Below are 25,119 nucleotides of genomic sequence, written 5' to 3'. Positions count from 1 at the left end.
AGCATGAAAGCCATCAACCGTCTGGCCTCCTTTATCAAGGCCGACCACCGTTATGTATACCTGGGCACGAGCGTCATCGCGGCGCTCGGCCTGGCGTTTAGCCAGCGCAACCCCACACCGCTGAGCTTCTTAGCCCCCACCGGTATCTTCCAGGATTGCCTTTGGGCGATTCTTTGGGCCTGGATTGTCGTGTCGGCAGCGGCGCTTGTCACCAAGCTTATGCACTGGAGTGACTATCGCGAAAAGTCGCCGTTCGCATTCGAGCGTTTCCGCCGCGGCGCGCGCCTGGGTAGCTATGTTGTGGTCGCTATCGCGGCGATCTTCTTTATCGACCGCTGCGTCATGTCGTTTATCGACCTGGTGCAGGTGAGCATTGTCTCGGATTCCAACCCCAGCGACTTTTTGTCGAGCCTGGTCTACATGACCTACAAGAGTGGCGACTTCTTTATCCGCGGTATCGAGATCACCATCGCGCTTGCGACCTTCGGTACCGTCATCGCATTCTTCCTGGCGCTGCTCTTTGTGTTCCTGCGTATTCAGACCTTTGACCGCGTGGACAACGACCTGGTGCGCTTCTTTAAGAGTATCGGCCGCGGCTTTGCGACCATCTACTCCACCATCGTGCGCGGCACGCCCATGATGGTCCAGGGCCTGCTCATCTATTACGCGGGCTTTACCGTTTTGCGCGGCATGGGCTTCGAGACCGCTCAGGCCAACCAGATCTGGAGTACCTTCACCGCCGGCCTCGTCACCATCTCGCTCAACTCCACCGCCTACATGATGGAGGTCCTGCGCGGCGGCATCGAGTCCATCGATCCCGGCCAGGCCGAGGCAGCGCGCTCGCTGGGCCTGTCGCAGTGGCAGGCCATGCGCAAAGTCGTGTTCCCCCAAGGCATTAAAAACGCGATTCCGGCGCTCACCAACGAGCTCATCATCAACATTAAGGACTCGTCGGTGCTCTCGGTCATCGGCGTGTTCGACCTTATGTACGCTACTACCACGGTCGCCGGCGTGTACTACCGCCAGATGGAGGTCTACTGCGTGGCGCTCGTGGTCTACCTGATCCTGACACTCGTGGCGAGCCGCCTGCTCGAAGCCTTTGGCAAAAAGCTGGGCGCCGAGGCCCCTGCCACGCTGCCCAGCTCCAACTAGGCGCAAGACGAGGAGAATCATCATGGCAGATACCGCCACTACCGGCACTGCGGCAGCCGTGCAAAACCAAGAGCCGCTTATCCGCGTCGAGGGCCTGCGCAAGAGCTTTGGCTCACTCGAGGTGCTCAAGGGCATCGACCTGTCCGTCAATTCCGGTGAGGTTGTCACCATCATCGGCGCCTCGGGCTCGGGCAAATCGACCTTCCTGCGCTGCCTCAACCTGCTCGAGACCCCGGACGCGGGCCACATCTGGTTCCACGGCCAGGACCTCACGGCCGAGCGCTGCAACATCAACAAATTGCGCGAGGACATCGGCATGGTGTTCCAGGGCTTTAACCTGTTCAACAACATGGATGTGCTCGACAACTGCACGCTCGCGCCCGTCACGCTCAAAAAGATGAGCAAGGCCGAGGCCGAGAAGGTCGCGATGGAGCATCTGACGAGCGTGGGACTCGAAAAGTTCGCGCACGCCGCCGTTGGCCGCCTGTCCGGTGGTCAAAAACAGCGCGTGGCCATCGCTCGTGCCCTATGTATGAATCCGCAGATCATGCTGTTCGACGAGCCGACCTCCGCGCTCGACCCCGAGATCGTGGGCGAGGTGCTCGAGGTCATGCGCAAGCTCGCCGCCGACGGCATGACCATGGTCGTCGTCACGCACGAGATGGCCTTTGCCCGCACGGTGTCCGACCGCGTGGTCTTTATGGACAAGGGCGTGGTGCTCGAGGATGCCGCGCCGGCCGAGCTCTTCGGCAACCCCAAACACCAGCGCACTCGTGAGTTCCTCTCTCGCTATCTCGAGGACAAATAACCGACCGCAAACGCTTACGTTGCAGGGCCGCTCCCGTGGGGCGGCCTTTGTCGTCACAATCGAAAGGATGTCATGGCCGAGGTTTGGCGCTTCTTTGCGCATGAGGACGATTTTGCCGATATAGACGAGGTCAGCGCGTGCGAGCGCTTGGGCCGCGTGCTGTCGTTTCCGACCATTTCGAGCATGGATGCCGAGGCGGTGGACTGGCAGCCCTTCGACGACCTGCGCGCCTATATGCAGCAGGCCTGGCCGCGCGTGTTTGCGGCGGGCGAGGTCGAGCTTATCGACCACTCGCTGTTGGTGACGCTTGTCGGCTCCGACCCTGCTCTCAATCCTGTTATGCTCATGGGCCACATGGACGTGGTCCCCGTGGTGCCGGGTACCGAGGCCGACTGGACGCACGCCCCCTTTAGCGGGCACGTGGACGACACCTACATTTGGGGCCGCGGCGCTATCGACATGAAGGATCAGGTCGCAGGCATTCTCGAGGCGGTTGAGTATGCATTGGCGCACGGTTGGGAGCACAAGCGTTCGCTGTTGCTCGCCTTTGGCCAGGACGAGGAAACCACGCAGTACGGCGCTGGAGCTATCGGCCGCGTGCTCGAGGAGCGCGGTGTTGAGCTCGAGTTCCTGATCGACGAGGGCGACTACCGTATTGTTTCGGCTGCCGAGTACGGCGCGGGCGAGGGCTGGCTTATGCATGCCGACCTGGCCGAAAAGGGCTATGCCGATATCGTGCTCAAGACGAAGAGCGCGGGCGGGCATTCGTCTAACCCCTACGGCGGCACGTCGCTCGAGGTGCTCAGCCGTGCCATCGCCGCAATCTGCGATATCGAGTGGCCGACGCGCGTGACCGATCTGCTTGCCGCGCAGCTTGTCGAGCTGGGGCTCTACACGGCGGATGAGATTGCCGCCAACGGGGGCGCCATTGTCCGCGATTGCCTCGCCAGCAAGAAGCTCTATCCGCTGGTGACGACCACCTGCGCGCCCACGCAGATCGAGGGAGGCAGCGCCGGCGCCAACGTGATGCCGCAGGATATGTGGGCCAACATTAACTTCCGCATGCTCGAGGGCACGAGCGTGGCCGACGTTGTGGCGCGCTGCCGTGAGGCGGTTGCCGGGGCGGACCTTGCCGGTCGTGTCGAAGTGGAGCTGGGCCCCGGCAGCTCCGAGCCCTCGCCGTCCCCGCGCATCGGTGGTCCCGGCCTCGAGGCGGTTCGCTCCATCGCCGCCCGCTATTTCTGCGATCCAAAGGGGACGGAGGAAAACGGATCATCCGAGCCGTTGGCGATTGTCCCCTCGACCGTGATCGGCGCGACCGACGCTGCCAACTACCAGCACATTTGCTCCGAATGCATTCGTTTTTCGGCGTTTGTGGTCGACGATGACGAGTGCGACCGCGGCGTCCACGGCACCAACGAGCGCATCACCCGCCGCGCCTACCTCCAGGGTGTTCGCTTCCTCATCGCCCTGCTCCATACGCTCTAGAATCCGACAAAGGGACTCTCCCTTTGTCGGATTCCGTGCGGGTTGTATGCAGGTTTGCCTGCGCACGCTATCATGTATGGGTTAGACCGCAACTATGTACCCCCATACGCGAAGGGATGCGCATGTATCTGAAGATCGACATGTTCTAGCCGGGCTTTACCCCCGCAGCGGCGCCCCGCGCCCCATCAATTCTGCCGATTTTCACCTTCACGCATATAAAAGGAGTCCGTCATGCGCGACAAGCTCGAAAAGATCATCAAGGCCTACGAGGAGCTCGAGAAGAAGCTTTCCGACCCAGCCGTCGCCTCCGATATCAAGGAGTTCACGCGTCTCAACAAGGAGTACGCGCACCAGTCCGACCTCATCGCTGCCTCGCGCGAGTACATCGGCGCGCTCGATGACATCGAGGCTGCCAAGGAAATGCTCCACGATACTACCGATGCCGATGAGAAGGAGATGCTCCAGATGGACATCTCCGAAAACGAGGCCAAGCTTCCCCAGCTCGAGGAAGACATCAAGTACATGCTCATCCCGAGCGACCCCAACGACGACAAGAACACCATCGTCGAGATTCGCTCCGCCGCCGGTGGCGACGAGGCGGCCATCTTCGCCGGCGACCTGTACAAGATGTATCAGCGCTTCTGCGAGTCGCGCGGCTGGAAGACCACCGTGCTCGACTCCAGCCCCAGCGAGGCCGGCGGCTTTAAGTCCATTGAGTTCAAGGTCGAGGGCGACCGCGTCTACTCCGTCATGAAGTTCGAGTCCGGCGTGCACCGCGTCCAGCGCGTTCCCAAGACCGAGTCCCAGGGCCGTATCCAGACCTCCACGGCAACTGTCGCCGTGCTTCCCGAGGCCGAGGAGATCGACGTCCAGATCAACCAGTCCGACCTGCGCATCGACACCTACTGCGCCTCCGGCCCTGGCGGTCAGTGCGTTAACACCACTTATTCCGCCGTGCGCATCACCCACCTTCCCACCAACACCGTGGTGCAGTCGCAGGAACAGCGCTCCCAGATCCAGAACCGCGAGGTCTGCATGCAGATGCTGCGCGCCCGCCTGTACGAGATGGAGCTCGAGAAGCAGCAGGCAGAGCTCGGTGCCGAGCGCCAGAGCCAGATCGGCCACGGCAACCGTTCCGAGAAGATCCGCACCTACAACCAGCCCCAGGACCGCGTGACCGATCACCGCATCGGCTTCAATTCCACCTACAACGGCGTCCTCCTGGGCGACCAGCTCGGCACGGTCATCGAGGCACTCGCCGCCGCCGAGCGAGCCGAGAAGCTGGCACAGGCCGTGTAGGTTACGCGGTTTTACAAACCGCGTAACGACTCGACGCTGCGCGCCGCCCAGAGCGACAATTTGTCATTCAAAAGGCAAGGCATGACCAGAAGGTCTATGCCTTGCCTTTTTCATGCCAACTTGTTCGCTCTGGACGTCGCTCGCTGACATTGCCAAAACATCGGCGTTTCCTTGGTTGTCAAATGATTCGTAGGGAGTCATTGGTGACATTGCCTTGATATTTTATTCAGTCGGCTGTTATGGCATTTGAGCTGCTTACCTGCTTAAGGTAATTGACGGCATATATCTGCTATTGAAAATATTGCTCGAAAAATCGTTCAAGAAGTCGCGGGGCGATTTTTGATGGGTCGCGCGTCAAGCGATGTGGCAAGTTCTTGGTTAGATATTGGTCAGTTTTGGGTCAACCTTGCCAAAAGCTTGACGAATGCAGATTTAGACGTCGACGAATGAACATTTCAGGCAGGTTCCAAGCAAAATTCTGGGCTGATTCTCGATAATCGCCTTCAATCGTCCCTTGCCAAGCGCTGGCCTCGCGTACAATCTGCTCCGACATTCGCGCGCCGTCCGGCGCTTAAGAGGGGAGGGCCCCATGGCAAACGAGATTTGGACCATCAAGCGCTGTCTCGAGTGGACCAAGGAGTACCTGGCCGAGCGCGGCGAGGAGCACCCCCGTCTTTCTGCCGAGTGGCTGCTCTGCGCTGCCACGGGTTTGGTACGCATCGACTTATATATGCGCATGGACGAGACGCTTAACGCGGCTCAGCTCGAGACCATGCACGCGGCCGTTGTTCGTCGCGCTAAAGGTGAACCGCTGCAATACATCACGGGCAGCACGCAGTTTCGCATGATCGACGTCGCGTGCGCCCCCGGTGTGCTCATTCCGCGTCCCGAGACCGAGATGCTCGTCGAGGAAGTCCTCAATTATCTGGATGCCGAGGTGCTGAGCCCCGAGGCTGCTGCCCGTCAGCGTGTTGAGCTGCCTTGGAACGATGAGGTCGAGGAGGCACGCAAGGCTGAGGCCGCGCTGGCAGACGAACGCGCGACCGCCGAGCGCCGTGCCGCCAACCTGACGGCCGCCGATGAGGCTGCGCTGGGTAGCGACGTGCTCGGCAGCCGTGCCTATGCCGAGGAGCTGGCCGACCGCGAGGCCGAGGAGGCCGCCGCGCAGGCAGCAGAAGCCGAAGTCGCGGAAGCCGCCGAGTCCGAGCTCGACGAATACGGCATCGCCATCGAGGGTGCCGACCAGGAGACGGCTTCAGCTCAGGATGCCGCTTCGCCTGCCCCAGCCGAGCCCCGCACTGCCCGCGTTCTCGAGGTCGGCTGCGGCACGGGCTGTATCTCGCTCTCGATCGCCTGGGAGCGTCGCGGCCACGTCACCTGCACTGCTACCGATATCGAGCCGCGCGCCATCGACCTTGCTACCAAAAACCGCGATGCGCTTGGCCTCACGTCCGACGAGGTCGCCTTCAGTCTCACGAACCTGGTGAGCTCCATTCCCCGTGAAGAGTGGGGCACCTTTGACGTACTCGTCTCCAACCCGCCCTACATCCCCACCGATGTCATGCGCTCGCTGCCGCACGAGGTCAAGGACTTTGAGCCCGATCTGGCGCTCGAGGGTGGCGCCGACGGCCTGGACATCTTCCGCCGCCTGCTCAACGCGGCGCCCTACATGTTGCGCGCCGGCGGCCTCTTTGCCTGCGAGCTCTACGAGGGCGCCCTCGATGCCGCGGCCGAGCTCTGTCGTCAAGCGGGTCTGTCGGACGTGTGCATCGTCCGCGACCTCACCGATCGCCCCCGCATCGTCCGAGCCATCGTCACCGAGCCCAAACAGCGCCAGTAATATTTATTAACTGGTTAGCAAAAATTATAAAGTAGTTTATAATTAGGACGGCTGAAAGAGGTCGGCCCATGCAACCTCCTACCTTTCGGGATATCATTGCCCTACTCAAGCACGATGGATTCGTGAAGGTCGCGCAAGTCGGTAGTCATGCTAAGTATGTTTCTGGCGATCGTGTTGTCACCGTGAACGGCTCTGGTGGTGATCGACCAAAGAAGGGCACGTGGGCAAGTATTCGTCGCCAAGCTGGATGGTAGTTGGAGGCAAAATGAGGCAGCGATTTACCTATGACTGCGTTCTCATAAAAGAAGACGACGGTTACTGCGCCAGCTTCCCGCAGCTTCCCGGCGCCTTTGCCGATGGCGATACGCGCGAAGAAGCGATTACCCATGCCACCGAGGCGCTGATGGCGTTTTTGGCCGACGACCTCAACAACGGTTTGACTCCGGCAGGGTACGAACGCTCGGCCGAGGTCGTGGCCCTTTCAGTCGAAATCGACCACGAGGACGCTCGGGAAGCGGCGTGCCGAACATTTAAAGATGCAGCGCTGGACCTCAAAGTCTCCGCTCCGCGGATTACCGCGCTGGTCAAAGCCGGAAAACTCGATGTTGAACTCGTCGACGGCCGTCGGATGATAACGATAGACAGCATCGAGCGCTACGCCGCCCAAAGATGCCACGCCGGCAGGCCAAAGAAGTTCGTCGCAGTCCAATAACCCCCTCACTTTCACCGACTACTAGAGCCGCTCACCAAACCAACATGCGCTCTGGGCAAATAGGCTGAATGTTTCGTGCGAGAATGCCCCTCAGTAAACAAACTTTCACCAGAGCGTAAGGGGCTGGCATACACATGCAGACGGTCTATCGGGTATACGAGGGAACGCGCGAGCCGCATCGGCTCGCCGTCGAGCGCACGGCCGAGGTGCTCGGCTGCGGCGGCCTGGCCTTGATCCCGACCGAGACCGTCTACGGTGTCGCCGTGGCAGTCAACGCCTTCTCGGACGCCGTACCCCAAGATACAAGCGAATTCCCATCGTGGCCGCGCGATCCGCAGGCTGTCGTCAATGGCGCCGCGGTCCCTGCGCTCGGTACCGGCTACCGCCGCATCTTTACCCTCAAGCAGCGCAAGCTCACCCAAACGGTCGCCTGGCTGGTTGATAATGCCGAAGCACTCGACCGCTATGGCGTGGATATCCCCGAAGAGGCTCGCGTACTCGCGCGACGATGCTGGCCGGGCGCCCTGACTATCGTGGTCAAGGCGGCGCCCTGCGTGCCGACCTTTATGCGCGCCGCCGACGATACGGTGGCCCTTCGCGCGTCGGCCTCGCCCGTGGTGCAGGCGCTCATCCGTACTTGTGGCAGTCCGCTTGCCTGCACCAGCGCCAACACGCACGGCGCGCCCGCGCCGGCAAGCTTTGCCGCCGTTGAGGACCGTATTCTGGAGGGGGTCGATGTGGCCGTCGACGCGGGCGAGACGCCGTGCCGCGATGCTTCGACCATCGTGACGTTTAAGCATGGCGAGCTCCAGATCCTGCGCCAAGGCGCACTTCCCGCATCAGAGATCGAGCGGGTCCTGTCCGACCCGATGCAATAGAAAGGTGTAAGCGATGTCGTTGAATCTAGGTAGCCTGGGTATGGAAGACGCCTCGTTTAGCTTTGGCGGTTCCTACATCATGGCGCTCGACTGCGGCACCACCTCGGTACTCGCGACCATCGTCGACGAGTACGGCTGCATCGTCGCCCAGGCGCGTCGTAGCGTCAAAACCAGCTTCCCGTGCCCCGGCTGGGTGGAGCAGGATCCCACGGAGGTGCTTGCCAGCCAGATCGGCGTGATGATGGAGGTCCAGTTTAAGAGCGGCATCCATTCCGATCGCATCGCCGCCATCGGTATCTCCAACCAGCGCGAGACCACGGTGGTGTGGGACCGCGTGAGTGGCCAGCCTATCTACAACGCCATCGTTTGGCAGTGTCGCCGCACCGCCTCGACAATCGATAAACTGGCCGAGCAGGGCTGCGAGGAGCTGGTGCGTTCCCGCACGGGACTTACGCTCGACCCGTATTTCTCGGCCTCCAAGGTGCAGTGGATTCTCGACAACGTCGACGGCGCGCGCGAGAGCGCGGCAGCGGGCGACCTCATGTTTGGCACCATCGATACCTGGCTCATCTATAACCTCACCGGCGGCCAAACCTTCGCCACCGACTACACCAACGCCAGCCGCACGGCGCTCTTCAATATTCATACGCTGGACTGGGACGATGACCTGCTGGCTCTCTTCGACATCCCGCGTGCCATGATGCCCGAGGTCCGTTGGAGCGCCGGTGACTACGGCCGCGTCGCGAGCGACATCATGACCAACATGCCGCCCATCATGGGTGTGGCGGGCGACCAGCAGGCATCGCTGTTCGGTCACTGCTGCTTCCATCCCGGCCAGACCAAAAACACCTATGGCACGGGCTGCTTTATGCTCATGAACACCGGCGACGAGATCGTCGAATCCAAGAATGGCCTGGTCTCCACCATCGGTATCGCTGCGAACGGCAAGGTCAGCTATGCGCTCGAGGGCTCTATTTTTGCCGCCGGCTCAACGATGAACTGGCTGCGCGACAACATGGGCGTTATCTCCAACGTATCCGAATCGGCACAGCTCGCCTCCTCGATCGGCGATAACGAGGGATGCTACTTTGTCCCCGCTTTTGCGGGCTTGGGTGCTCCTTGGTGGGACGCGCACGCCCGCGGCATCGTATGCGGTCTGACCGGCGCCTCGAGTCGCGCGACCATCGTGCGTGCCGCTTGCGAGTCCATGGCCTATCAGAGCTATGACGTGCTGCGTGCCATGGAGCAGGACGTGGGTCTTTCGATCGAGCGCCTGTCCGTCGATGGCGGCGCCTCGCGCAACGAGTTCATCATGCAGTTCCAGGCAGACTTGCTGGATATCCCCGTACTGCAATGTGAGTCGGTGGAGACAACGGCGATCGGTGCCGCGTATCTGGCGGGCCTCGCGGTTGGGTATTGGGAGGATCTGGAGGAGCTGGAGCAAAACACCCAGATCGTCAAGACATTCCATCCCCATATGTCCGTTGAGCGTCGCGAGCACAACCTGGACGGTTGGCACGATGCGGTCAGGCGTTCGCTCAGCACCGCTCAATAGGGCTGCGACGGGGCACTCGATACAACAAACCGCTAAACTTATGCACGGCGTGCGGCAACAGCACCGCGGCGCGCCATGTCAGCAAGGCCATCTTGCGGCCGCAATGAAAGGGGCAAGATCCATGACCGTTACCTACGATACGTCCCGCGTGACGCTTGTCGATCATCCGCTCGTCCAGCATAAGCTGTCGATCCTGCGCGACAAGAGCACCGGCACCAACCAGTTCCGCCAGCTCGTACGCGAGCTCGCGCTCTTTGACGGCTACGAGGCCATGCGCGACCTGCCCATGGAGGATGTCGAAGTCGAGACTCCCATCACGACCGCCACGTTCAAGCAGCTTGCCGGCAAGAAGCTCGCCATCGTCCCCATTCTGCGCGCGGGCCTTGGCATGGTCGACGGCATCCTCGACCTGGTGCCTTCTGCCCGCGTGGGCCACATTGGCATGGAGCGCGACGAGGTTACCCACGAGCCGCATGAGTATTACTGCAAGATGCCCAAGGATATCGATCAGCGCATCTGCCTGGTCGTCGACCCCATGCTCGCCACGGGCGGTTCGGCCGAGATGGCCATCAGCTACCTGCGCGAGCGCGGTGTCAAGGACATCCGCATGCTGTGCATCGTCGCGGCCCCCGAGGGCCTCAAGTCGCTGACCGAGAAAGACCCCGACGTGCATATCTATACCTGCGCCATCGACGACCACCTCAACGAGGCCGCCTACATCGTCCCCGGCTTGGGCGATGCCGGCGACCGCATCTACGGCACGCTGTAGTCGTCGGGCCTTGTCGGCTACGGTCACAAATACGAAGAAATGGTGCGCGCGGGCGAGTAAAAGACGTCCACGCGCACTCCTGTTAACGGACGTTTAGCCCAGAGGGGTTCGCGAAAAAACGTATTACCGTACCTGCGGCATAAAGAAGGTCTTAAGAAAACGAACAGGTGCGTATTAACCGATGCTTTTTCGGTTGTACTTTAGCGATTGGCTCGTACAATAGTCACCAATGTTTGGCGGGAACTGTCCTGTGAGGCGATAAAAAAGGAAAGTGAGGACGCCAGTGTTTCAGATAGCCGATCTGCTCGCTATCGTTGCAGGTGCCATCGCGGGCGCGATTGCCTTCCTTCCCTTTGTCTTTACGCTCAAGCCGGTTCTTGACGATAAGCAGAATGCGGACATGCTCAAGGGTATGGTGAGTCTCGCGGTCTCGGCAATCGCGTTGCTTGTCTTTACCTTGGTTGTGTTTGTGTTGTTCGGAGAGGCATTTCGCATGTTCCTCCTGGGCGAGGCGATCGGCTTCGTGGCCTTTATGGCCGCCTGCGCGGTTCGCGTCGCCAAGGCGCTGCGAGATCCTCATGAGGTCGAAAGGTAAGTCGTGGAAATTTTTGAAAAGCTGCCTGATGAGATTAATCATCTGGTCAGCGAGTTCAGCTCCACCCCTGTCGTGGGCGATCTGAGCTGCGGTATCACGCAGTACTCGTTTTGGCTGATCGTCTCCACGATCGTGCTCCTGATCGTCCTGGCCGTGTTCAAGAAGAAGCAGACCCTGGTTCCCAAGGGCTTCTTCGTCAACGGTTTCGAGTACATCATCGAGTACGTCGAGAACGATATCGGCAAGGGTGTCGTGGGTGAGAACTGGAAGAAGCACTTCCCGTTCCTGTGCTCGCTTTTCCTGTTCATCCTGATCAATAACATGATCGGCCTGATCCCGGGAATGAAGCCCGGCACCGGCGCAATCGGCTCCACCGCCGCACTCGCCATTTTCGCCTTCGTGTACTTCATCTACTACGGATGCAAGGCTCACGGCGTGATCGGCTACATCAAGAGCCTCGCCCCGCAGGGCGTGAGCTTCCCGATGAACGTGCTCGTGTGGGTCGTCGAGCTTTTCTCGACCTTCCTGCGCCTCATCACGCTCGCCGTCCGTCTGTTCTGCAACATGTTCGCAGGACACGTGGTCATGGGCTCGTTCGCCATCATGGCGAGCATGTTCATGCAGCCGCTGCTTCAGCAGGTTTCCGCGGCCCACGCCGTCGGCGCCCTGCCTTCGCTGGCCTGGCTTGCCATCCTCATCCTGATCTATGCGATCGAGCTTGTGGTCGGCGCCATCCAGGCTTACGTCTTCACGGTCCTTACCGCCGTGTATGTCTCCGAGGCAGAGGAGGTCGCGGAGGAGGAGTAGTCTTCCGTTCGCGCCTTAAAGGTAAGGCAATTCGTTAAACCGCCGGTGCCCGTACCCATGGAGCCCGGCAGTTATAAAAAGGTTATCCTGCGTGAAATAAGACACGCACGACAAAGGAGGAATCGTGGGAGTTATCGGTTACGGTCTCGGTGTTATCGGCGCTGGTCTTGCTATCGGCCTGTCTGCTCTGGGTGCTACGGGTGCTATGGCCCGTCAGCCTGAGGTCCAGGGCCGCGTGTTCACCGTCTTCATCATGGGCTCCGCCTTCGGCGAGGCTCTGGCTCTGATCGGCTTCGTTGTCGCGCTGATCGTTAAATAGCACGGAGCGTCAAGTATGAATCTTTCATCCCAGAAGAGCGCGATCGCACTCTCCGCGTCCGCGGCCGCGCTGCTCATGCCGGTTTCCGCGTTCGCCGAGGACGGCGCCGCCGGTGCGGACATCCTCATCCCTAAGATGGCGGAGTTCATCCCGGCGCTTATCGCCTTCCTGATTATCTGGATCGTGCTGGCCAAGGTCGCCCTGCCGGGCATCATGAAAACCATGGAGGAGCGCGGCAAGAAGATCGAGGAGAGCCTCGACGAGGCCGAGAAGACCAAGCAGGAGGCTATCTCCAAGCGCGCTGAGTCCGACTCGATCGTCACCGACGCCCGTCGTCAGGCTGCCGACATCGTTCTCGAGGCCCGCAAGGACGCCGAGTCCGAGCGCGCCCGTATCATCGAGGCTGCTCACAAGGAGGCCGAGGAGATTATCGCCAAGGCCCATACGACCGTCGAGGACGAGCGCAAGTCCATCTACGCCGGTGCCGCGAGCTCCATCGCCGACCTGTCCGTTGCCGTCGCCACCAAGATCGTGGGCGAGGCACTCGAGGACGAGACCGAGCAGAAGAAGCTCATCGAGCGCTACATCCAGGAAGCAGGTAGCCTGAATGCCGACTAGCCGCTATCAGGACAAGGTGCTCGAGACCTATGCGCGCTCCCTTCTGGAAGCCGCTAAGGCCGAGAACCATGTGTTCGAGGACCTCGAGATGATCGAGCGCTTGGCTTCTGCCAGCCCCGAGATCATCGCCGTGCTCGACACCATGTCCAAGCGCGACCAGCTCGACCTTCTTCCCAAGGTGGCAGCTGCCTTTAAGTATGTTGCCGAGGAAGACGAGGATGTAGTGGGCGTGACCGTCACCACGGCGATCCCGCTCGACGACGAGCTGCGTCAAACCATCACTAAGAAATGCGAGCAGGACTTCGGCCGCAAGGTATTCCTTATCGAGCAGGTCGACCCGTCTATCGTGGGCGGCCTGGTGCTCGAGGCCCGCGGCGAGCGTCGTGACATTTCCGTCAAGACGCAGCTGCGCATCGCGCAGGAGACCCTCGCAAACTCTGCTAATTCGTACGGAGGTGAAGCCTAATGTCCGAAACCCTCAATGCCCAGGATATCGCCAAGAAACTGCAGGAGCAGCTCACGAGCCTCTCCGCGACGGTCGATACGCATGAGGTTTCAACGGTCGACGAGGTAGGCGACGGCATCGCGCGCGTCTCCGGCCTCAAGAGCGCCATGGCAGGCGAGCTTCTGGAGTTCAAGAGCTCCGATACCGGTGAGACCGTCTTCGGCCTTGCCCAAAACCTTGACCGTGACGAGGTCGGCGCCGTTCTGTTCGGTGCCGTCGACTCCATCAAGGAAGGCGACGAGTGCCGCACCACTGGCCGCGTTATGGATATCCCCGTGAGCCGTGCCATGCTCGGCCGCGTCGTCAATCCGCTCGGCCAGCCCATCGACGGCCTGGGCGACATCGTCGCTACGCACCGTCGCCCCATCGAGTTCAAGGCTCCCGGCGTCATCGATCGTACCCCGGTGTGCGAGCCGGTTCAGACCGGTCTGCTCGCTATCGACTCCATGGTGCCTATTGGCCGCGGTCAGCGTGAGCTCATCATCGGTGACCGTAAGACCGGTAAGACCGCCATCGCCATCGACGCTATCCTCAACCAGCGCGGCAAGGGCATGGTCTGCATCTATGTCGCCATCGGCCAGAAGGCCTCCACGGTTGCCAACATCCGCGAGACCCTCGCTCAGCACGGTGCGCTCGACTACACCATCATCGTTTCGGCCACCGCTGCCGATTCCGCCCCTATGCAGTACATCGCGCCTATGGCCGGTGCCGCTATTGGCGAGTTCTTTATGTACAACGGCGAGGACGGCAAGCCCGCCAGCGAGACCAACCCCGGCGGCCACGTGCTCGTCATCTACGATGACCTGTCCAAGCAGGCTGTGGCCTACCGTCAGATGTCGCTGACGCTGCATCGTCCGCCCGGACGCGAGGCCTATCCTGGCGACATCTTCTACCTGCACTCTCGTCTGCTCGAGCGTGCCGTCAAGATGTCCAAGAAGAACGGCTACGGCTCCATGACGGCACTGCCGATCATCGAAACCCAGGACGGCGACGTCTCGGCCTACATTCCGACCAACGTCATTTCCATTACCGATGGTCAGATCTACCTGCAGTCCGAGCTCTTCTTCCAGGGTCAGCGCCCGGCAGTCGACGTGGGTATCTCCGTGTCCCGCGTCGGTGGCGATGCGCAGACCAAGGCCATGAAGCAGGTCGCCGGCAACCTCCGTCTGGACCTCGCTTCCTATCAGGAGCTCGCTGGCTTTACGCAGTTCGGCTCCGACCTCGACGAGGCTACTCAGAAGCAGCTGACCCACGGTGCTCGCATGACCGAGCTCCTGAAGCAGCCGCGTTACAAGCCGTTTGAGGTTGGCGAGCAGATCGTTACGCTGTTCGCTGGCAACGAGGGCTTCCTGGATGACCTGGAGATCGCCGACGTGCTGCCTTTCCGTGCCGAGCTCATCGAGTACATGGACAATGGCTTTGGCTCGCTGCTCGACAAGGTTCGCGCCAAGAAGATCGATGATGACACCAAGGCTGAGCTCTTGCGCGTCATCGGCGACTTCAAGCAGCAGTTCATGGCCAAGCACCATTCGGATGTTTCTGGATCAGAGGAGAACTAAGCCCCATGGCCAACCTTCGCGACATTAAGAAGCGAATCTCCTCGGTTACCACGACCAAGCAGATCACGCGCACGATGGAGATGGTCTCTACGGCCAAGATCCGTCGTGCCCTCGATCGCTCCAAGCAGGCCGAGCCCTATAAGGAGGCGCTGACCGACGTCATGTTGACGGTCGCCGGTGACGCCTCCTGTTCGGGCACCGATCCCATGCTGCAGAAGCATGAGAGCGTCAAGCATGGCCTGATTGTCGTTATTGCCTCGGACCGCGGCCTTGCCGGCGGTTTCAATACGACGGTGGAGCGCACGGCCGAAAAGCTCGCCGCTTCTTGGGCGAACGACGGCATCGAGTGCGAGATCATCGCGTGCGGGCGTAAGCCGGCCACGTATTTCCGTGACCGCGCAAACGTTGTCATGCACTTTGAGGGCAACTCCTCTGAGCCCGATTTCAATCAGGCCCGCATGATCTCCTCTCATATCTGCGATGCGTATCGTGCCGGTGAGCTTGACCGTGTCGAGCTTGTCTACCACCACGCCAAGAACCGCGTGGATCAGGAGCTTCGCGTCGAGCATCTGTTGCCGCTCGACCCCGAGATGATCGCTATGGCCCACGGTCCGCGTAAGAACGAGACCGACGCCCCTAAGCGCATCTCGTCCACGTTCGAGTTCGTGCCCTCTCCCGAGCATGTTCTCGGCAAGCTTGTGCCGTCTTATATCCTGACGGTCATCTACCAGGCCCTGATCGATTCGGCGGCTGCCGAGCAGGGTGCACGCCGCAAGGCCATGCACTCCGCGACGGAAAACGCCACCGCGATCATCTCGACCCTTACCCGCACGTATAGTCGCGTGCGCCAGGCTTCGATCACGACCGAGATTAACGAGATCGTCGGCGGAGCCTCAGCATTGGAGGAACAGTAATGGCTAATAACACCGTAAAGCTTGCGGTCGAGGAAGCCACCAAGAAGACGACTGCCGGTGATGGTCGCATCGTGCGAATCATCGGCCCTGTCGTCGACGTCAAGTTTGACGGCGCGGTGCCCCCGATCTACAACGCGCTCACGGTCGAGGCCGAGACCCCGATCGGTCATCTGAGCACGATCCTCGAGGTCGAGAGCCAGCTTCCGGGCGGCGTCGTCCGCACGGTCGCCATGTCCTCGACCGACGGCCTGCAGCGCGGCCTCATCGCCACCGATACCGGTGAGCCCATGAAGATGCCCGTTGGCCCCAAGACGCTCGGCCGCATTTGGAACGTCATGGGCAGGCCCGTCGACGGCAAGCCCATGCCCGAGGTGGAGGAGTTCTACCCCATCCACCATGCAGCGCCCCGTTTCGACGAGCTCACCACCAAGACCGAGATCTTCGAGACCGGCATCAAGGCCGTCGACCTGCTCGAGCCCTACATCCGTGGCGGCAAGACAGGCCTGTTCGGCGGCGCCGGCGTCGGCAAGACCGTTCTGATTCAGGAGCTCATCAACAACCTCGCGCAGGAGCACGGCGGCACCTCGGTGTTCACCGGCGTCGGCGAGCGTACCCGCGAGGGCACCGACCTGTTCCTCGAGATGAGCGAGTCTGGCGTTATCGACAAGACCTGCTTGGTCTATGGCCAGATGAACGAGCCGCCCGGAGCGCGTCTGCGCATCGGTCTGGCCGGCCTTACCACCGCTGAGTATTTCCGTGATCGCGGCCAAGACGTTCTGCTGTTCATCGACAACATCTTCCGCTTCTCCCAGGCGGGTTCCGAGGTTTCCGCACTGCTGGGCCGTATGCCGTCCGCCGTTGGTTACCAGCCCACGCTGGCAACCGAGATGGGCGACCTCCAGGAGCGCATTACCTCGACCAAGACGGGCTCCATTACCTCCGTCCAGGCTGTCTACGTCCCCGCAGACGACCTGACCGACCCGGCGCCTGCCACGACGTTTACGCACCTCGACGCCACCACGGTTCTTTCGCGTAGCATTTCGTCGCTCGGCCTGTTCCCGGCTATCGACCCGCTTGCGTCTTCCTCTGACGCTCTCGATCCCTCGATCGTCGGCGAGGAGCACTACCGTGTCGCCGTCAAGGTCCAGGAGCTCCTGCAGGAGTACTCCGACCTTCAGGACATCATCGCCATTCTGGGTATGGACGAGCTGTCCGAGGAGCAGCGCCTTACGGTCAACCGTGCCCGTAAGATTCAGCAGTTCCTCTCGCAGTCCTTCCACGTCGCCGAGAAGTTCACCGGCAACCCCGGTGTCTACGTCCGCGTCGAGGATACCGTCCGCTCTTTCGCCGAGATTGTCGACGGCAAGGCCGACGACCTGCCCGAGCAGGCTTTCCGCTATGCTTCCACGATTGAGGACGTGCGCGAGCGCGCCCGCAAGATGGGGGAGAAGTAGGTTATGCGTATCCGCATCGTGTGCCCCGTGAGCTGCGCCTATGAGGGCGACGCTGCGTTTGTGTCGATTCCGTCCACGGATGGCGAGTTTGGCGTTCTGCCTGCTCACTCCAGCGAGATCTGCACGATCGACCGCGGTTACGTTCGCGTTTCCGATAAGGCCATGGGCACTGTCGACCACACGTTTGCCGTGGCCGGCGGCTATGCCCAGGTTGCGGACGATGTCGTGACCGTTCTCGCCGAGCGCGCTTGCGATTTGGCGACCGTCGATGCCGACAAGCTTAAAGCTGATATTCAAGGTTTTGAAGAGAAGCTGGGTAATTTGTCGGAGGATGATGCACGCCGCGCCTACCTCTATAATGAAATCGCATGGTGTAAGCTCAAGCTTGCCCAATAGTCAAACGATTTAGCGTTCGACCATTTGCGAACACATCATGCCCGGGATGGCCCAGCCATCCCGGGCATGCTTTTTGAAAGGGTAGACCTTGGATATTATCCGCGTTGAGGGTGGCCACGCCATCGGAGGCTCCGTGCCCGTCTCGGGCGCCAAGAACTCCGCGCTCAAACTCATGGCGGCAACGCTTCTGGCGCCGGGCAAGACGACGCTGCAGAACGTGCCCGATATTTCCGATGTCCATGTGATGGGCAAGGTGCTCAAGGGCATGGGCGCTACGATCGATGTTCTCGACGAGCACACGCTCGAGATTGATACCTCTCAGGTCGATTCTTGGGAGGCCCCCTACGAGCTCGTTGCCAAGATGCGTGCTTCCACCGCCGTCATGGGACCCCTGCTGGGTCGCTTCCATCGCGCCAAGATTGCCATGCCGGGCGGCTGCAACCTGGGTGCTCGCAAGATCGATATGCACATTCTTGGTCTTGAGGCCCTGGGCGTTGAGTTCGATACCGCCCATGGTTACATCAACGCTAATGCGCCCCAAGGTCTGCGCGGTACCACCGTCACGCTCGAGTTCGCCAGCGTCGGTGCGACCGAGAACCTCATCATGGCCTCTGTGCGCGCACAGGGTACCACGGTTATCGACAATGCCGCCCGCGAGCCCGAGATCGTCGATCTCGCCAACATGCTCAACGAGATGGGCGCTAAGATTGTCGGCGCCGGCACGCCCGTCGTGACCATCGAGGGCGTGGAAGAGCTGCATCCTGTTACCCATCGCGTAGTGGGCGACCGCATCGAGGCCGGTACCTTTATCGTCGCCGGTGCGCTGATGGCCGACGATCGCGGTGTCGACGTCACGGGTTTTTGCCCCATTCACTTGGGCATGGTGCTCAAGAAGATGGAGCTCATGGGCATCGATTGCGAGCGCGTCGAGGATGGCGTCCATGTGAACCGCGCCGAGCGTATCAAGCCGGTCGACATCCAGACGCTTCCGTTCCCCGGCTTCCCGACGGACATGCAGGCACAGATTATGGTACTCTCCGCCCTTGCCGACGGCAGTTCCGTTATTACCGAGAACATCTTCGAGAATCGCTTTATGTTTGCCTCTGAGCTGGTGCGCATGGGTGCCGACATTCGTATCGAGAGTCATCATGCCATGATTCATGGCGTCAAGGGCTTCTCGGGTGCACAGGTTACCTCGCCCGATCTGCGTGGCGGAGCGGCCCTCGTCGTAGCGGGCTTGATCGCCGACGGGACGACCGAGGTTTCGGCCATTCATCACATCAAGCGCGGCTACGAGCAGTTTGTCGAAAAGCTGCAGGCGCTCGGCGCGCATGTCGAGCATGCTACCGTCCCCGATCCCGTCATCTACTAATACAGGTTGCCTATGTTTAATAAAAAGCCCCTCGCGGATACCACCGCCCGAAGACCCTCAACTGGTGCGCAGGCCAAGATCTACAGTCGCGATAACGTGGCTCGCTATTCCGAGCGCGCTCGTCAACGTCGTCGTAGCCACACGATTCGTCACGTCGCGCTCATTGTCGTGCTTGGCGTGCTGCTGAGTGCCACTACCGCTGCCGGCCTGTGGTTTGCCACCATTATGGGCAAGCTCGGCGATTCTAATGTCATTACCGACAATCTGCGTCGGGTTCTGGTTGACACCGATGAGGCAAAGGATCCGTTCTACGTGCTGCTTCTTGGCACCGACGGCCGTCCGGGCGAGGATACGTATCGTGCCGACTCGATTATCCTGGCACGCATCGACCCCACGCAAAAGCAGGCGACGCTCATTTCCGTTCCGCGCGACACCAAGGTCGAGTACAAGGGCGAGACCATGAAGATCAACGCCTGCCATACCGTTGGCGGCGCCGAGGCCATGGTCGAGGCGGTTAACGAGCTGTGCGGTGTTCAGATTTCCCACTATGCCGAGGTCAGCTTCGACGGTATGCAGGCGCTGATTGATTCGGTTGGCGGTATCGACATTAACGCAACCGATGATGTTGACGACCCCGAGCACCTGGATATTAAGATTACCGCTGGCCAGCAGCATATGGACGGTGCCACCGCCCTTACCTATGCCCGCTGTCGCTACACCTATGCCGACGGCGATTACACGCGCATGCGCCACCAGCGTCAGGTGCTTGGCGCCCTTGCCAACCAGATTCTCAATAACTTCGATGCCACGAAGATCTTTGGCCTGGTTAATTCGCTGTCCGATATGCTCGTAACCGATATGAGCGTTCAGGATATCGTGGCTACGGTCAACGCCATGCGCGGTATGGATGTCGACGGTATCTACTCGGCCAACCTGCCCTCGTACGCCGACGACAGCACCATGATCGACGGTGTGAGCTACGTCTTTGTCTACGAGGACGAGCTCAAGGAAATGATGGAGCGCGTCGATGCCGGCAAGGATCCCAAGGGTCCCAACACCATGGGTCTTTCCGACGGTTCCAGCTCTACGATCGGCGACCTGAACAACAACACGTCTGACGACTACGCAAACGGTACCGCAACCTCATCGGTCAGCTCTGACGATTCCGATGACTCAAGCGATTCAAGCGATTCGGACTACTACGAAGAGCCCACCGGTGACGGCAACGGCTACGAAGCCAATTATTAGGGTTACGCGGGCTTACCAGCCCGCGTAACCAGTTGACGCTGCAAACCCGCCAGAGCGGCAATCTGCCTTTCAACTTCGGCGGCATGATCAAAAGATCAATGCCGCCTCGTTTCAAGGCACCTTGCTCGCTCTGGCGGGTTTTCGCTGTCGTTGCCAAAACATCGGCGTTGCCTTGGTCCGGACTAGTCGTTGGGTAGTCATTGGGGACGTTCTTAAACGACTAGTCAAACAAGAACGTCCCCAATGACTACCCACAAAGCGAGAGTGGATCTCGTCATTTTGCGGCACTTGGGGACGTTCCTTTTCTGCCGGCAGTTAGGGACACTCCTTGCGTTAAGAGGCTGGCGTGCGTCAACCTGTTCTCATTGCAGCAAAAAATCGCCCCGTTCTTGGTTGAGGACGGGGCGATTCGTCTTTTTGACTTGTGCAGCCAGGCTTATGCAAAGCGGGCGACGAGCTCCTGGAGCACGTCGGTCATCTTGACGAGCGAACTGACCGGGACGAATTCGTTGACGCCGTGGTAGCAATAGCCGCCGGTGGAAAGGTTGGGGCAGGGCAGACCGCGGAACGACAGCTGCGCGCCGTCGGTGCCGCCGCGAATCGGCAGCACTTGGGGCTCAACGCCGCAGGCAAGGTAGGCTTCCTTGGCAACATCAATAAGCTCGGGAAAGTCACAAACGATCTCGGCCATATTTCGATACTGCTGCTTAATCTCGACTGTCACGCGCTCCTCACCCAGACGCTGGTTGAGCATCGAGGCGGCGGCATCAATAAGGTCGAGTTTCTGCTGGAACTTGGCGGCGTCATGGTCGCGGACGATATAGCGCGCTGTGGCGTGATCGACGGTCGCAGATACACCCTCAAGGTGATAAAAGCCCTCGTAGCCTTCCGTATACTCCGGACGCTGCACGTAGGGGAGCAACGCGTTGAAGTCGCAGAACAGATTGCCTGCGTTGACCATACGGCCCTTAGCGTCGCCCGGGTGGATGGACTGGCCCTCAAAGCAGACAGTCGCCTCGGCGGCGTTAAAGCACTCCCACTCCAGCTCGCCGATGGGGCCGCCGTCGACCGTGTAGGCGTACTTGCAGCCAAAGGTATCGATATCCAGCAGCTCGGCTCCGTGACCGATCTCCTCGTCAGGGCAGAAGCAAATGCCGAGTGCGGGATGGGGCAGAGAGGGGTCCTGAGCGATACGCGCGACAAGCGACATGATCTCGGCGACGCCTGCCTTGTCGTCCGCGCCCAGCAGCGTGGTGCCATCGCTGCAGACCAGGTCCTCACCCGCGAGGTCGTTCAGGGCGGGAAGCTTGGCGGTACTCATGGCAACGGGCTTACCGTCAACCGTGCCGCAGACCAGGTCGCCGCCTTCGTAGTGTACGATGTGCGGCTTCACGCCGGCGCCCGGTGCAACTTCGGTGGTGTCGAGATGGGCGATCAGGCCAAGGGCGGGCTTGTCCTCAGCGCCCGCACTTGCGGGGATATGCGCGCAGACATAGGCATGCTCGGTCACGTGGACATCTTCCGCACCAAGCTCGCGCAGCTCTTCAGCCAGCACGTTGGCAAGGTCAAACTGAACGACGCTCGAGGGTACCTGGTCGCAGTTTGCATCCTCGGACTGCGTGTTGATCTGGACGTAGCGCAAAAAGCGCTCGAGGACATCGGGGTTCGTGGTGGTGTTTTCCATAAAGACCGCTCCAATCTTGGTCGTCGTGTGCAACAAGAACTCTAGCACGGTATGCCACGGCATACCGCGACGCTTGGATGGGGTAGAATCAGCCATTGAATGCAGAAGGGACGGAAGATCATGGATACGACAAATAGCTCGCGCGAACTACATCTGACGGTGGCGAACGAAGACTACTTGGAGTGCATGGTTCGCATTGAAAGCGAAGAGGGGGAAACCAACGGCGTGCGATCGGTCGACATCGCGCAGCGCCTTGGCGTCTCCAAGGCATCGGTCAATAAAGCGGTTTCGGCGCTCAAGGCATCCGAGCTTGTCGAGCAATCGCACTACGGCAAGGTAGTCCTGACCGATCGCGGCCGCGAGGTTGGCACGGCTATCTGGTACCGTCATCGCCTCGTCCGCACGTTTTTGGTTCAGGAGCTCGGTGTCGAATTTGAGCGAGCCGATTCCGAGGCCTGCATGATGGAGCATGCGCTATCCGAGGACACGATGAACCGCTGGCTCGCCTATCTCGAAAAGCAGGGAATCAGCGTCGAGGAATAGCGGGATATATATGGATACGAGTTATTACAATCGCTTTGGTGCCGAGGAACTTACGCGCCGCTTGTCGAGCGAGACCTTGTTGGCGCAGGGCCCCATGGGCAGTGTTCTGTTGAGTGAGTACGACGCCGCCGATATTCCACCGGCGTTTTGGAATCTGGCAGAGCCGCAGACCGTTTCTCGTATCCATCGCTTGTATGTCGCCGCCGGCGCGCAGGTACTCATTACCAATACCTTTCAGGCATCAAGCTATGCCCTCAAGCACGACCAGATTGCGCCGTCCGTGGCGGAGGTCAATCGCGGGGCCGTCGACGATGCCCGCCAGGCGCACCCTCAGCTGCTGCTGGGCTCGATGGGTCCGATCGGTATTGAGTGGTTTGCCGAGGACTCGGCCGAGTTTCGTGAGATCCGAGGCATTGCGCGCGAACAGGCGCACGCCTTGCTCAATGCTGGTGTTGACGGTCTGCTGATCGAGACGGTGACGTCTATCCGTAATTTGCAGCCCATGCTTGCCGGCGCCCGAGATGCCGCCGACGGCATGCCTGTTCTGGTGAGTTTTGTCGTTGACGATAAGGGCGACCTGTTGGGCGATGGCCTCAACATCGAGGCAGCCGTTTTGTACGCCGAAAAACACGGCGCAAACTCGGTTGGTGTTAATTGCTGTTCGCTTGCGGCCGCGAACGCGGCGGTGCCCAGGATGGTTGCATCGGCGACTACTCCCGTCACGGTGCGTCCCAACGTGGGCGATCCGGTCCAGACTCAGGATGGCCCCGTATGGCACGAGAACCCCGAAGCTTTCGCGCGCGCATGCATCGAATGGAGACATGCCGGTGCCGCAATGGTGGGCAGTTGCTGTGGAACCACGGCAATCACTACGGCAGCGATGGCCGAGGCGCTCGATATATAAAGGGCAAAACCGCTCCATACGGGGCGGTTTTTTTATTGCTTGCATGTCCTCGGCAGCATTTGCCCAAATGGTGAATGCTGGTGCCGGCAGGTTGCCGAGTGTGTATCGCGGGTATACCTCATGCGTACCATGATCCAAACACTGTGAGGTGTCTGCGCGTGTGCGCGATAATTCATTTTGGAACTGACGGTTGGCGCGCTCGCGTCGATGAGGACTTCACTGCCGACAACGTTGCCCGCATTGCCGATGCCGTCGGCGAGTTGTGGCAAAAGATCAATCCCGGCAAAACAGTATATATAGGGTTCGACACCCGGCCGCAGGCGCGCGAGTTTGCTGAGCTTGCGGCAGGCGTGCTTGCCGCTCACGGATTGGACGCAGTGCTCGCATCTCGGCCTGTTCCGACCCCCGCCCTTACGTGGGCGGCGGCGTATGACGGCGAGGCCTGCGGTGCGCTCATGGTGACGGGATCCCATCATCCGCAGGGGTATCTGTGCCTTAAGCTGCGCATGGGAGATGGCTCGACGGCCAATCAGGATGTCATCGAAGAGCTCGAAGAGACTATGGCCCCCGAGCCGATGGGGATCGAGGAACGCTATCGCACCGCGGATATTATTCCTGACTATATGCAGGCGGTGGCATCGTTTGTCGATGCCGAGGCCATTCGAGCCGCTCACCTGCGTGTGGTAGTTGACCCCATGGGCGGCGCGGCCCAGGGATATCTTGCCGACCTGCTGCGGGAGCTAGGCGTCGAGGTGCACGAGATTCATGCCGGACAGTCGTCCGATCAAGAGGACATTTGCCCCGACCCTGTTGAGCCGTGGGTGGACGCTTGCGAGCGTGCGGTTGTCGAGGACGGGGCGTGCGCAGGCCTGGTGACCGACGGCGATGCCGACCGTATCGGTGCGGTCGACGAACGCGGTAGATATATTCATCCGCATCAAATCATGGCGCTTGTTTTGGGCGACCTCGTTCAATTCCGCAATTTGGAGGGGCGTGTCGTCGTCAATCTCTCGTGCTCGACGCTCGTGCGTCGCATTGCCGAGGCGCTTGGCTGTCGTGTGACCGTTAAGCCGGTCGGTTTCAAATATATAGCTGCAGAGATGAAGAAGGGCGGCGTCCTCATGGGAGGCGAGGAGGCCGGCGGTATCGGCATCGCCGCGCATATGCCTGAGCGTGATGGAATCCTTGCTTGTCTGATTCTGTGTGAGCTTATGGCAAAGACGGGCGCGCCTTTGGGCGTTTTGGTCGATCAGCTCGAGGCCAGTTTTGGTAAGACGAGCTATGGGCGTCGCGATTTGCGCCTTGAGGCCGAAGACGCCGAATCGCTGCGAACGCTGCTTCCTGGCATGAATCCTAAATCGATTTGCGGCAAGGCGCCGCAGGCTGTAAGCCATATGGATGGTTTACGTTTGGCATTCGAGGATGACACCTGGCTGCTGATCCGCCCCAGCGGGACCGAACCGGTGGTTCGCGTATACGCCGAGGGGTTCTCGGTGGAGGAGCGCGATGAGTTGCTCGATGCCGGCTGTGCCTTGGCTAAGGGAGCCTATCAGCTTTAGCCATATGACGCTTCACTATAAAGAGGCCCTCGGTGAGCGGTAGAGAACGGCTGGCAAACGTAAGCAGGGTTTTAATATGTGTAGGAAATGTGTGCGTCCAGATTCCCGCCCCCGGCGCCCCTCCGGTCTGGCAATATATCT

The 25,119-nt window shown here is 60.5% G+C and carries 25 protein-coding genes; 24 read left to right on the top strand and 1 reads right to left on the bottom strand.

The genetic code is table 11. The annotated features are described in order from the left end of the window. The first annotated feature begins 3 nt into the window (after positions 1-3). The 21 genes from DW661_RS02370 (at position 4) to DW661_RS02270 (ending at position 20,288) form a co-directional block, all read left to right on the top strand. Positions 4-1,152 carry an amino acid ABC transporter permease gene (locus tag DW661_RS02370; protein WP_118934435.1) on the top strand — a complete coding sequence of 383 codons (1,149 nt, stop codon included), beginning with the start codon at positions 4-6 and terminating at the stop codon, positions 1,150-1,152. 22 nt (positions 1,153-1,174) lie between these two features. Next, positions 1,175-1,960, top strand: coding sequence for an amino acid ABC transporter ATP-binding protein (locus DW661_RS02365; RefSeq protein WP_089573110.1), 786 nt, complete (start codon positions 1,175-1,177; stop codon positions 1,958-1,960). A 72-nt stretch (positions 1,961-2,032) separates the two neighbouring features. Next, the gene (locus DW661_RS02360; RefSeq protein WP_117582990.1) at positions 2,033-3,448 is read left to right on the top strand and encodes a M20/M25/M40 family metallo-hydrolase; all 1,416 of its coding nucleotides are present in this window, start codon (positions 2,033-2,035) and stop codon (positions 3,446-3,448) included. Positions 3,449-3,679: 231 nt separating this feature from the next. Then, on the top strand, positions 3,680-4,747 hold the full coding sequence (prfA, locus tag DW661_RS02355) for a peptide chain release factor 1 (protein ID WP_055252487.1): 1,068 nt from the start codon (positions 3,680-3,682) through the stop codon (positions 4,745-4,747). A 589-nt stretch (positions 4,748-5,336) separates the two neighbouring features. Further along, entirely contained in the window at positions 5,337-6,587 is a 1,251-nt protein-coding gene (locus tag DW661_RS02350; protein WP_118934433.1) for a HemK/PrmC family methyltransferase, read from the top strand. A gap of 68 nt (positions 6,588-6,655) precedes the next feature. After that, entirely contained in the window at positions 6,656-6,841 is a 186-nt protein-coding gene (locus DW661_RS10480) for a type II toxin-antitoxin system HicA family toxin (protein ID WP_118934431.1), read from the top strand. After that, complete coding sequence (locus DW661_RS02340) at positions 6,808-7,299, top strand: type II toxin-antitoxin system HicB family antitoxin (RefSeq protein WP_147356408.1); 492 nt, start codon at positions 6,808-6,810, stop codon at positions 7,297-7,299. The genes DW661_RS10480 and DW661_RS02340 overlap by 34 nt, the downstream gene beginning before the upstream one ends. Positions 7,300-7,433: 134 nt before the next feature. After that, positions 7,434-8,177, top strand: coding sequence for an L-threonylcarbamoyladenylate synthase (locus tag DW661_RS02335; protein ID WP_118934427.1), 744 nt, complete (start codon positions 7,434-7,436; stop codon positions 8,175-8,177). A gap of 13 nt (positions 8,178-8,190) precedes the next feature. Beyond that, positions 8,191-9,732, top strand: a complete 1,542-nt coding sequence (glpK, locus tag DW661_RS02330; RefSeq protein ID WP_118934425.1) for a glycerol kinase GlpK — start codon at positions 8,191-8,193, stop codon at positions 9,730-9,732. A 121-nt stretch (positions 9,733-9,853) separates the two neighbouring features. Then, entirely contained in the window at positions 9,854-10,501 is a 648-nt protein-coding gene (gene upp / locus DW661_RS02325) for a uracil phosphoribosyltransferase (RefSeq protein ID WP_118376863.1), read from the top strand. Positions 10,502-10,784: 283 nt separating this feature from the next. Next, on the top strand, positions 10,785-11,096 hold the full coding sequence (locus DW661_RS02320) for a hypothetical protein (RefSeq protein WP_035138788.1): 312 nt from the start codon (positions 10,785-10,787) through the stop codon (positions 11,094-11,096). 3 nt (positions 11,097-11,099) lie between these two features. Next, complete coding sequence (atpB, locus tag DW661_RS02315) at positions 11,100-11,903, top strand: F0F1 ATP synthase subunit A (RefSeq protein WP_022094263.1); 804 nt, start codon at positions 11,100-11,102, stop codon at positions 11,901-11,903. A 124-nt stretch (positions 11,904-12,027) separates the two neighbouring features. Continuing rightward, entirely contained in the window at positions 12,028-12,222 is a 195-nt protein-coding gene (locus tag DW661_RS02310; protein ID WP_022094262.1) for an ATP synthase subunit C, read from the top strand. Positions 12,223-12,237: 15 nt separating this feature from the next. Beyond that, the gene (gene atpF, locus DW661_RS02305; RefSeq protein ID WP_118934423.1) at positions 12,238-12,840 is read left to right on the top strand and encodes a F0F1 ATP synthase subunit B; all 603 of its coding nucleotides are present in this window, start codon (positions 12,238-12,240) and stop codon (positions 12,838-12,840) included. Beyond that, positions 12,830-13,306, top strand: a complete 477-nt coding sequence (locus DW661_RS02300) for a FoF1 ATP synthase subunit delta (RefSeq protein ID WP_006235713.1) — start codon at positions 12,830-12,832, stop codon at positions 13,304-13,306. The genes atpF and DW661_RS02300 overlap by 11 nt, the downstream gene beginning before the upstream one ends. Beyond that, positions 13,306-14,904, top strand: a complete 1,599-nt coding sequence (gene atpA / locus DW661_RS02295; RefSeq protein WP_006235714.1) for a F0F1 ATP synthase subunit alpha — start codon at positions 13,306-13,308, stop codon at positions 14,902-14,904. Before DW661_RS02300 ends, atpA begins: the two co-directional genes overlap by 1 nt. Before the next feature lie 5 nt (positions 14,905-14,909). Then, a complete protein-coding gene (gene atpG / locus DW661_RS02290; RefSeq protein WP_006235716.1) occupies positions 14,910-15,818 on the top strand; it encodes an ATP synthase F1 subunit gamma in 909 nt (302 codons plus the stop codon). After that, positions 15,818-17,272, top strand: a complete 1,455-nt coding sequence (gene atpD, locus DW661_RS02285; protein ID WP_118328836.1) for a F0F1 ATP synthase subunit beta — start codon at positions 15,818-15,820, stop codon at positions 17,270-17,272. Before atpG ends, atpD begins: the two co-directional genes overlap by 1 nt. A 3-nt stretch (positions 17,273-17,275) precedes the next feature. Beyond that, positions 17,276-17,668, top strand: a complete 393-nt coding sequence (gene atpC / locus DW661_RS02280; RefSeq protein ID WP_006235718.1) for an ATP synthase F1 subunit epsilon — start codon at positions 17,276-17,278, stop codon at positions 17,666-17,668. Positions 17,669-17,756: 88 nt separating this feature from the next. Beyond that, positions 17,757-19,040, top strand: coding sequence for a UDP-N-acetylglucosamine 1-carboxyvinyltransferase (gene murA / locus DW661_RS02275; RefSeq protein ID WP_035138796.1), 1,284 nt, complete (start codon positions 17,757-17,759; stop codon positions 19,038-19,040). Positions 19,041-19,052: 12 nt separating this feature from the next. After that, positions 19,053-20,288, top strand: coding sequence for an LCP family protein (locus DW661_RS02270; protein WP_006235722.1), 1,236 nt, complete (start codon positions 19,053-19,055; stop codon positions 20,286-20,288). 436 nt (positions 20,289-20,724) lie between these two features. Here the strand turns inward: DW661_RS02270 and pepT are convergent, their stop codons facing one another. Next, complete coding sequence (gene pepT, locus DW661_RS02265; RefSeq protein WP_118934420.1) at positions 20,725-21,972, bottom strand: peptidase T; 1,248 nt, start codon at positions 21,970-21,972, stop codon at positions 20,725-20,727. A gap of 120 nt (positions 21,973-22,092) precedes the next feature. Here pepT and DW661_RS02260 point away from each other — a divergent pair, with 120 nt between their 5' ends. From DW661_RS02260 to DW661_RS02250, 3 genes are all read left to right on the top strand, one after another. Then, a complete protein-coding gene (locus tag DW661_RS02260) occupies positions 22,093-22,515 on the top strand; it encodes a metal-dependent transcriptional regulator (protein WP_089573098.1) in 423 nt (140 codons plus the stop codon). A gap of 10 nt (positions 22,516-22,525) precedes the next feature. After that, positions 22,526-23,419, top strand: a complete 894-nt coding sequence (locus tag DW661_RS02255) for a homocysteine S-methyltransferase family protein (RefSeq protein ID WP_055252635.1) — start codon at positions 22,526-22,528, stop codon at positions 23,417-23,419. 158 nt (positions 23,420-23,577) lie between these two features. After that, positions 23,578-24,978 carry a phosphoglucomutase/phosphomannomutase family protein gene (locus DW661_RS02250; RefSeq protein ID WP_118934418.1) on the top strand — a complete coding sequence of 467 codons (1,401 nt, stop codon included), beginning with the start codon at positions 23,578-23,580 and terminating at the stop codon, positions 24,976-24,978. The last annotated feature ends 141 nt before the right edge of the window (positions 24,979-25,119 follow it).

This window comes from Collinsella sp. AM24-1 (assembly GCF_003470325.1).
Lineage (GTDB): Bacteria > Actinomycetota > Coriobacteriia > Coriobacteriales > Coriobacteriaceae > Collinsella.
This window is presented reverse-complemented; position numbering and strand designations above follow the sequence as displayed.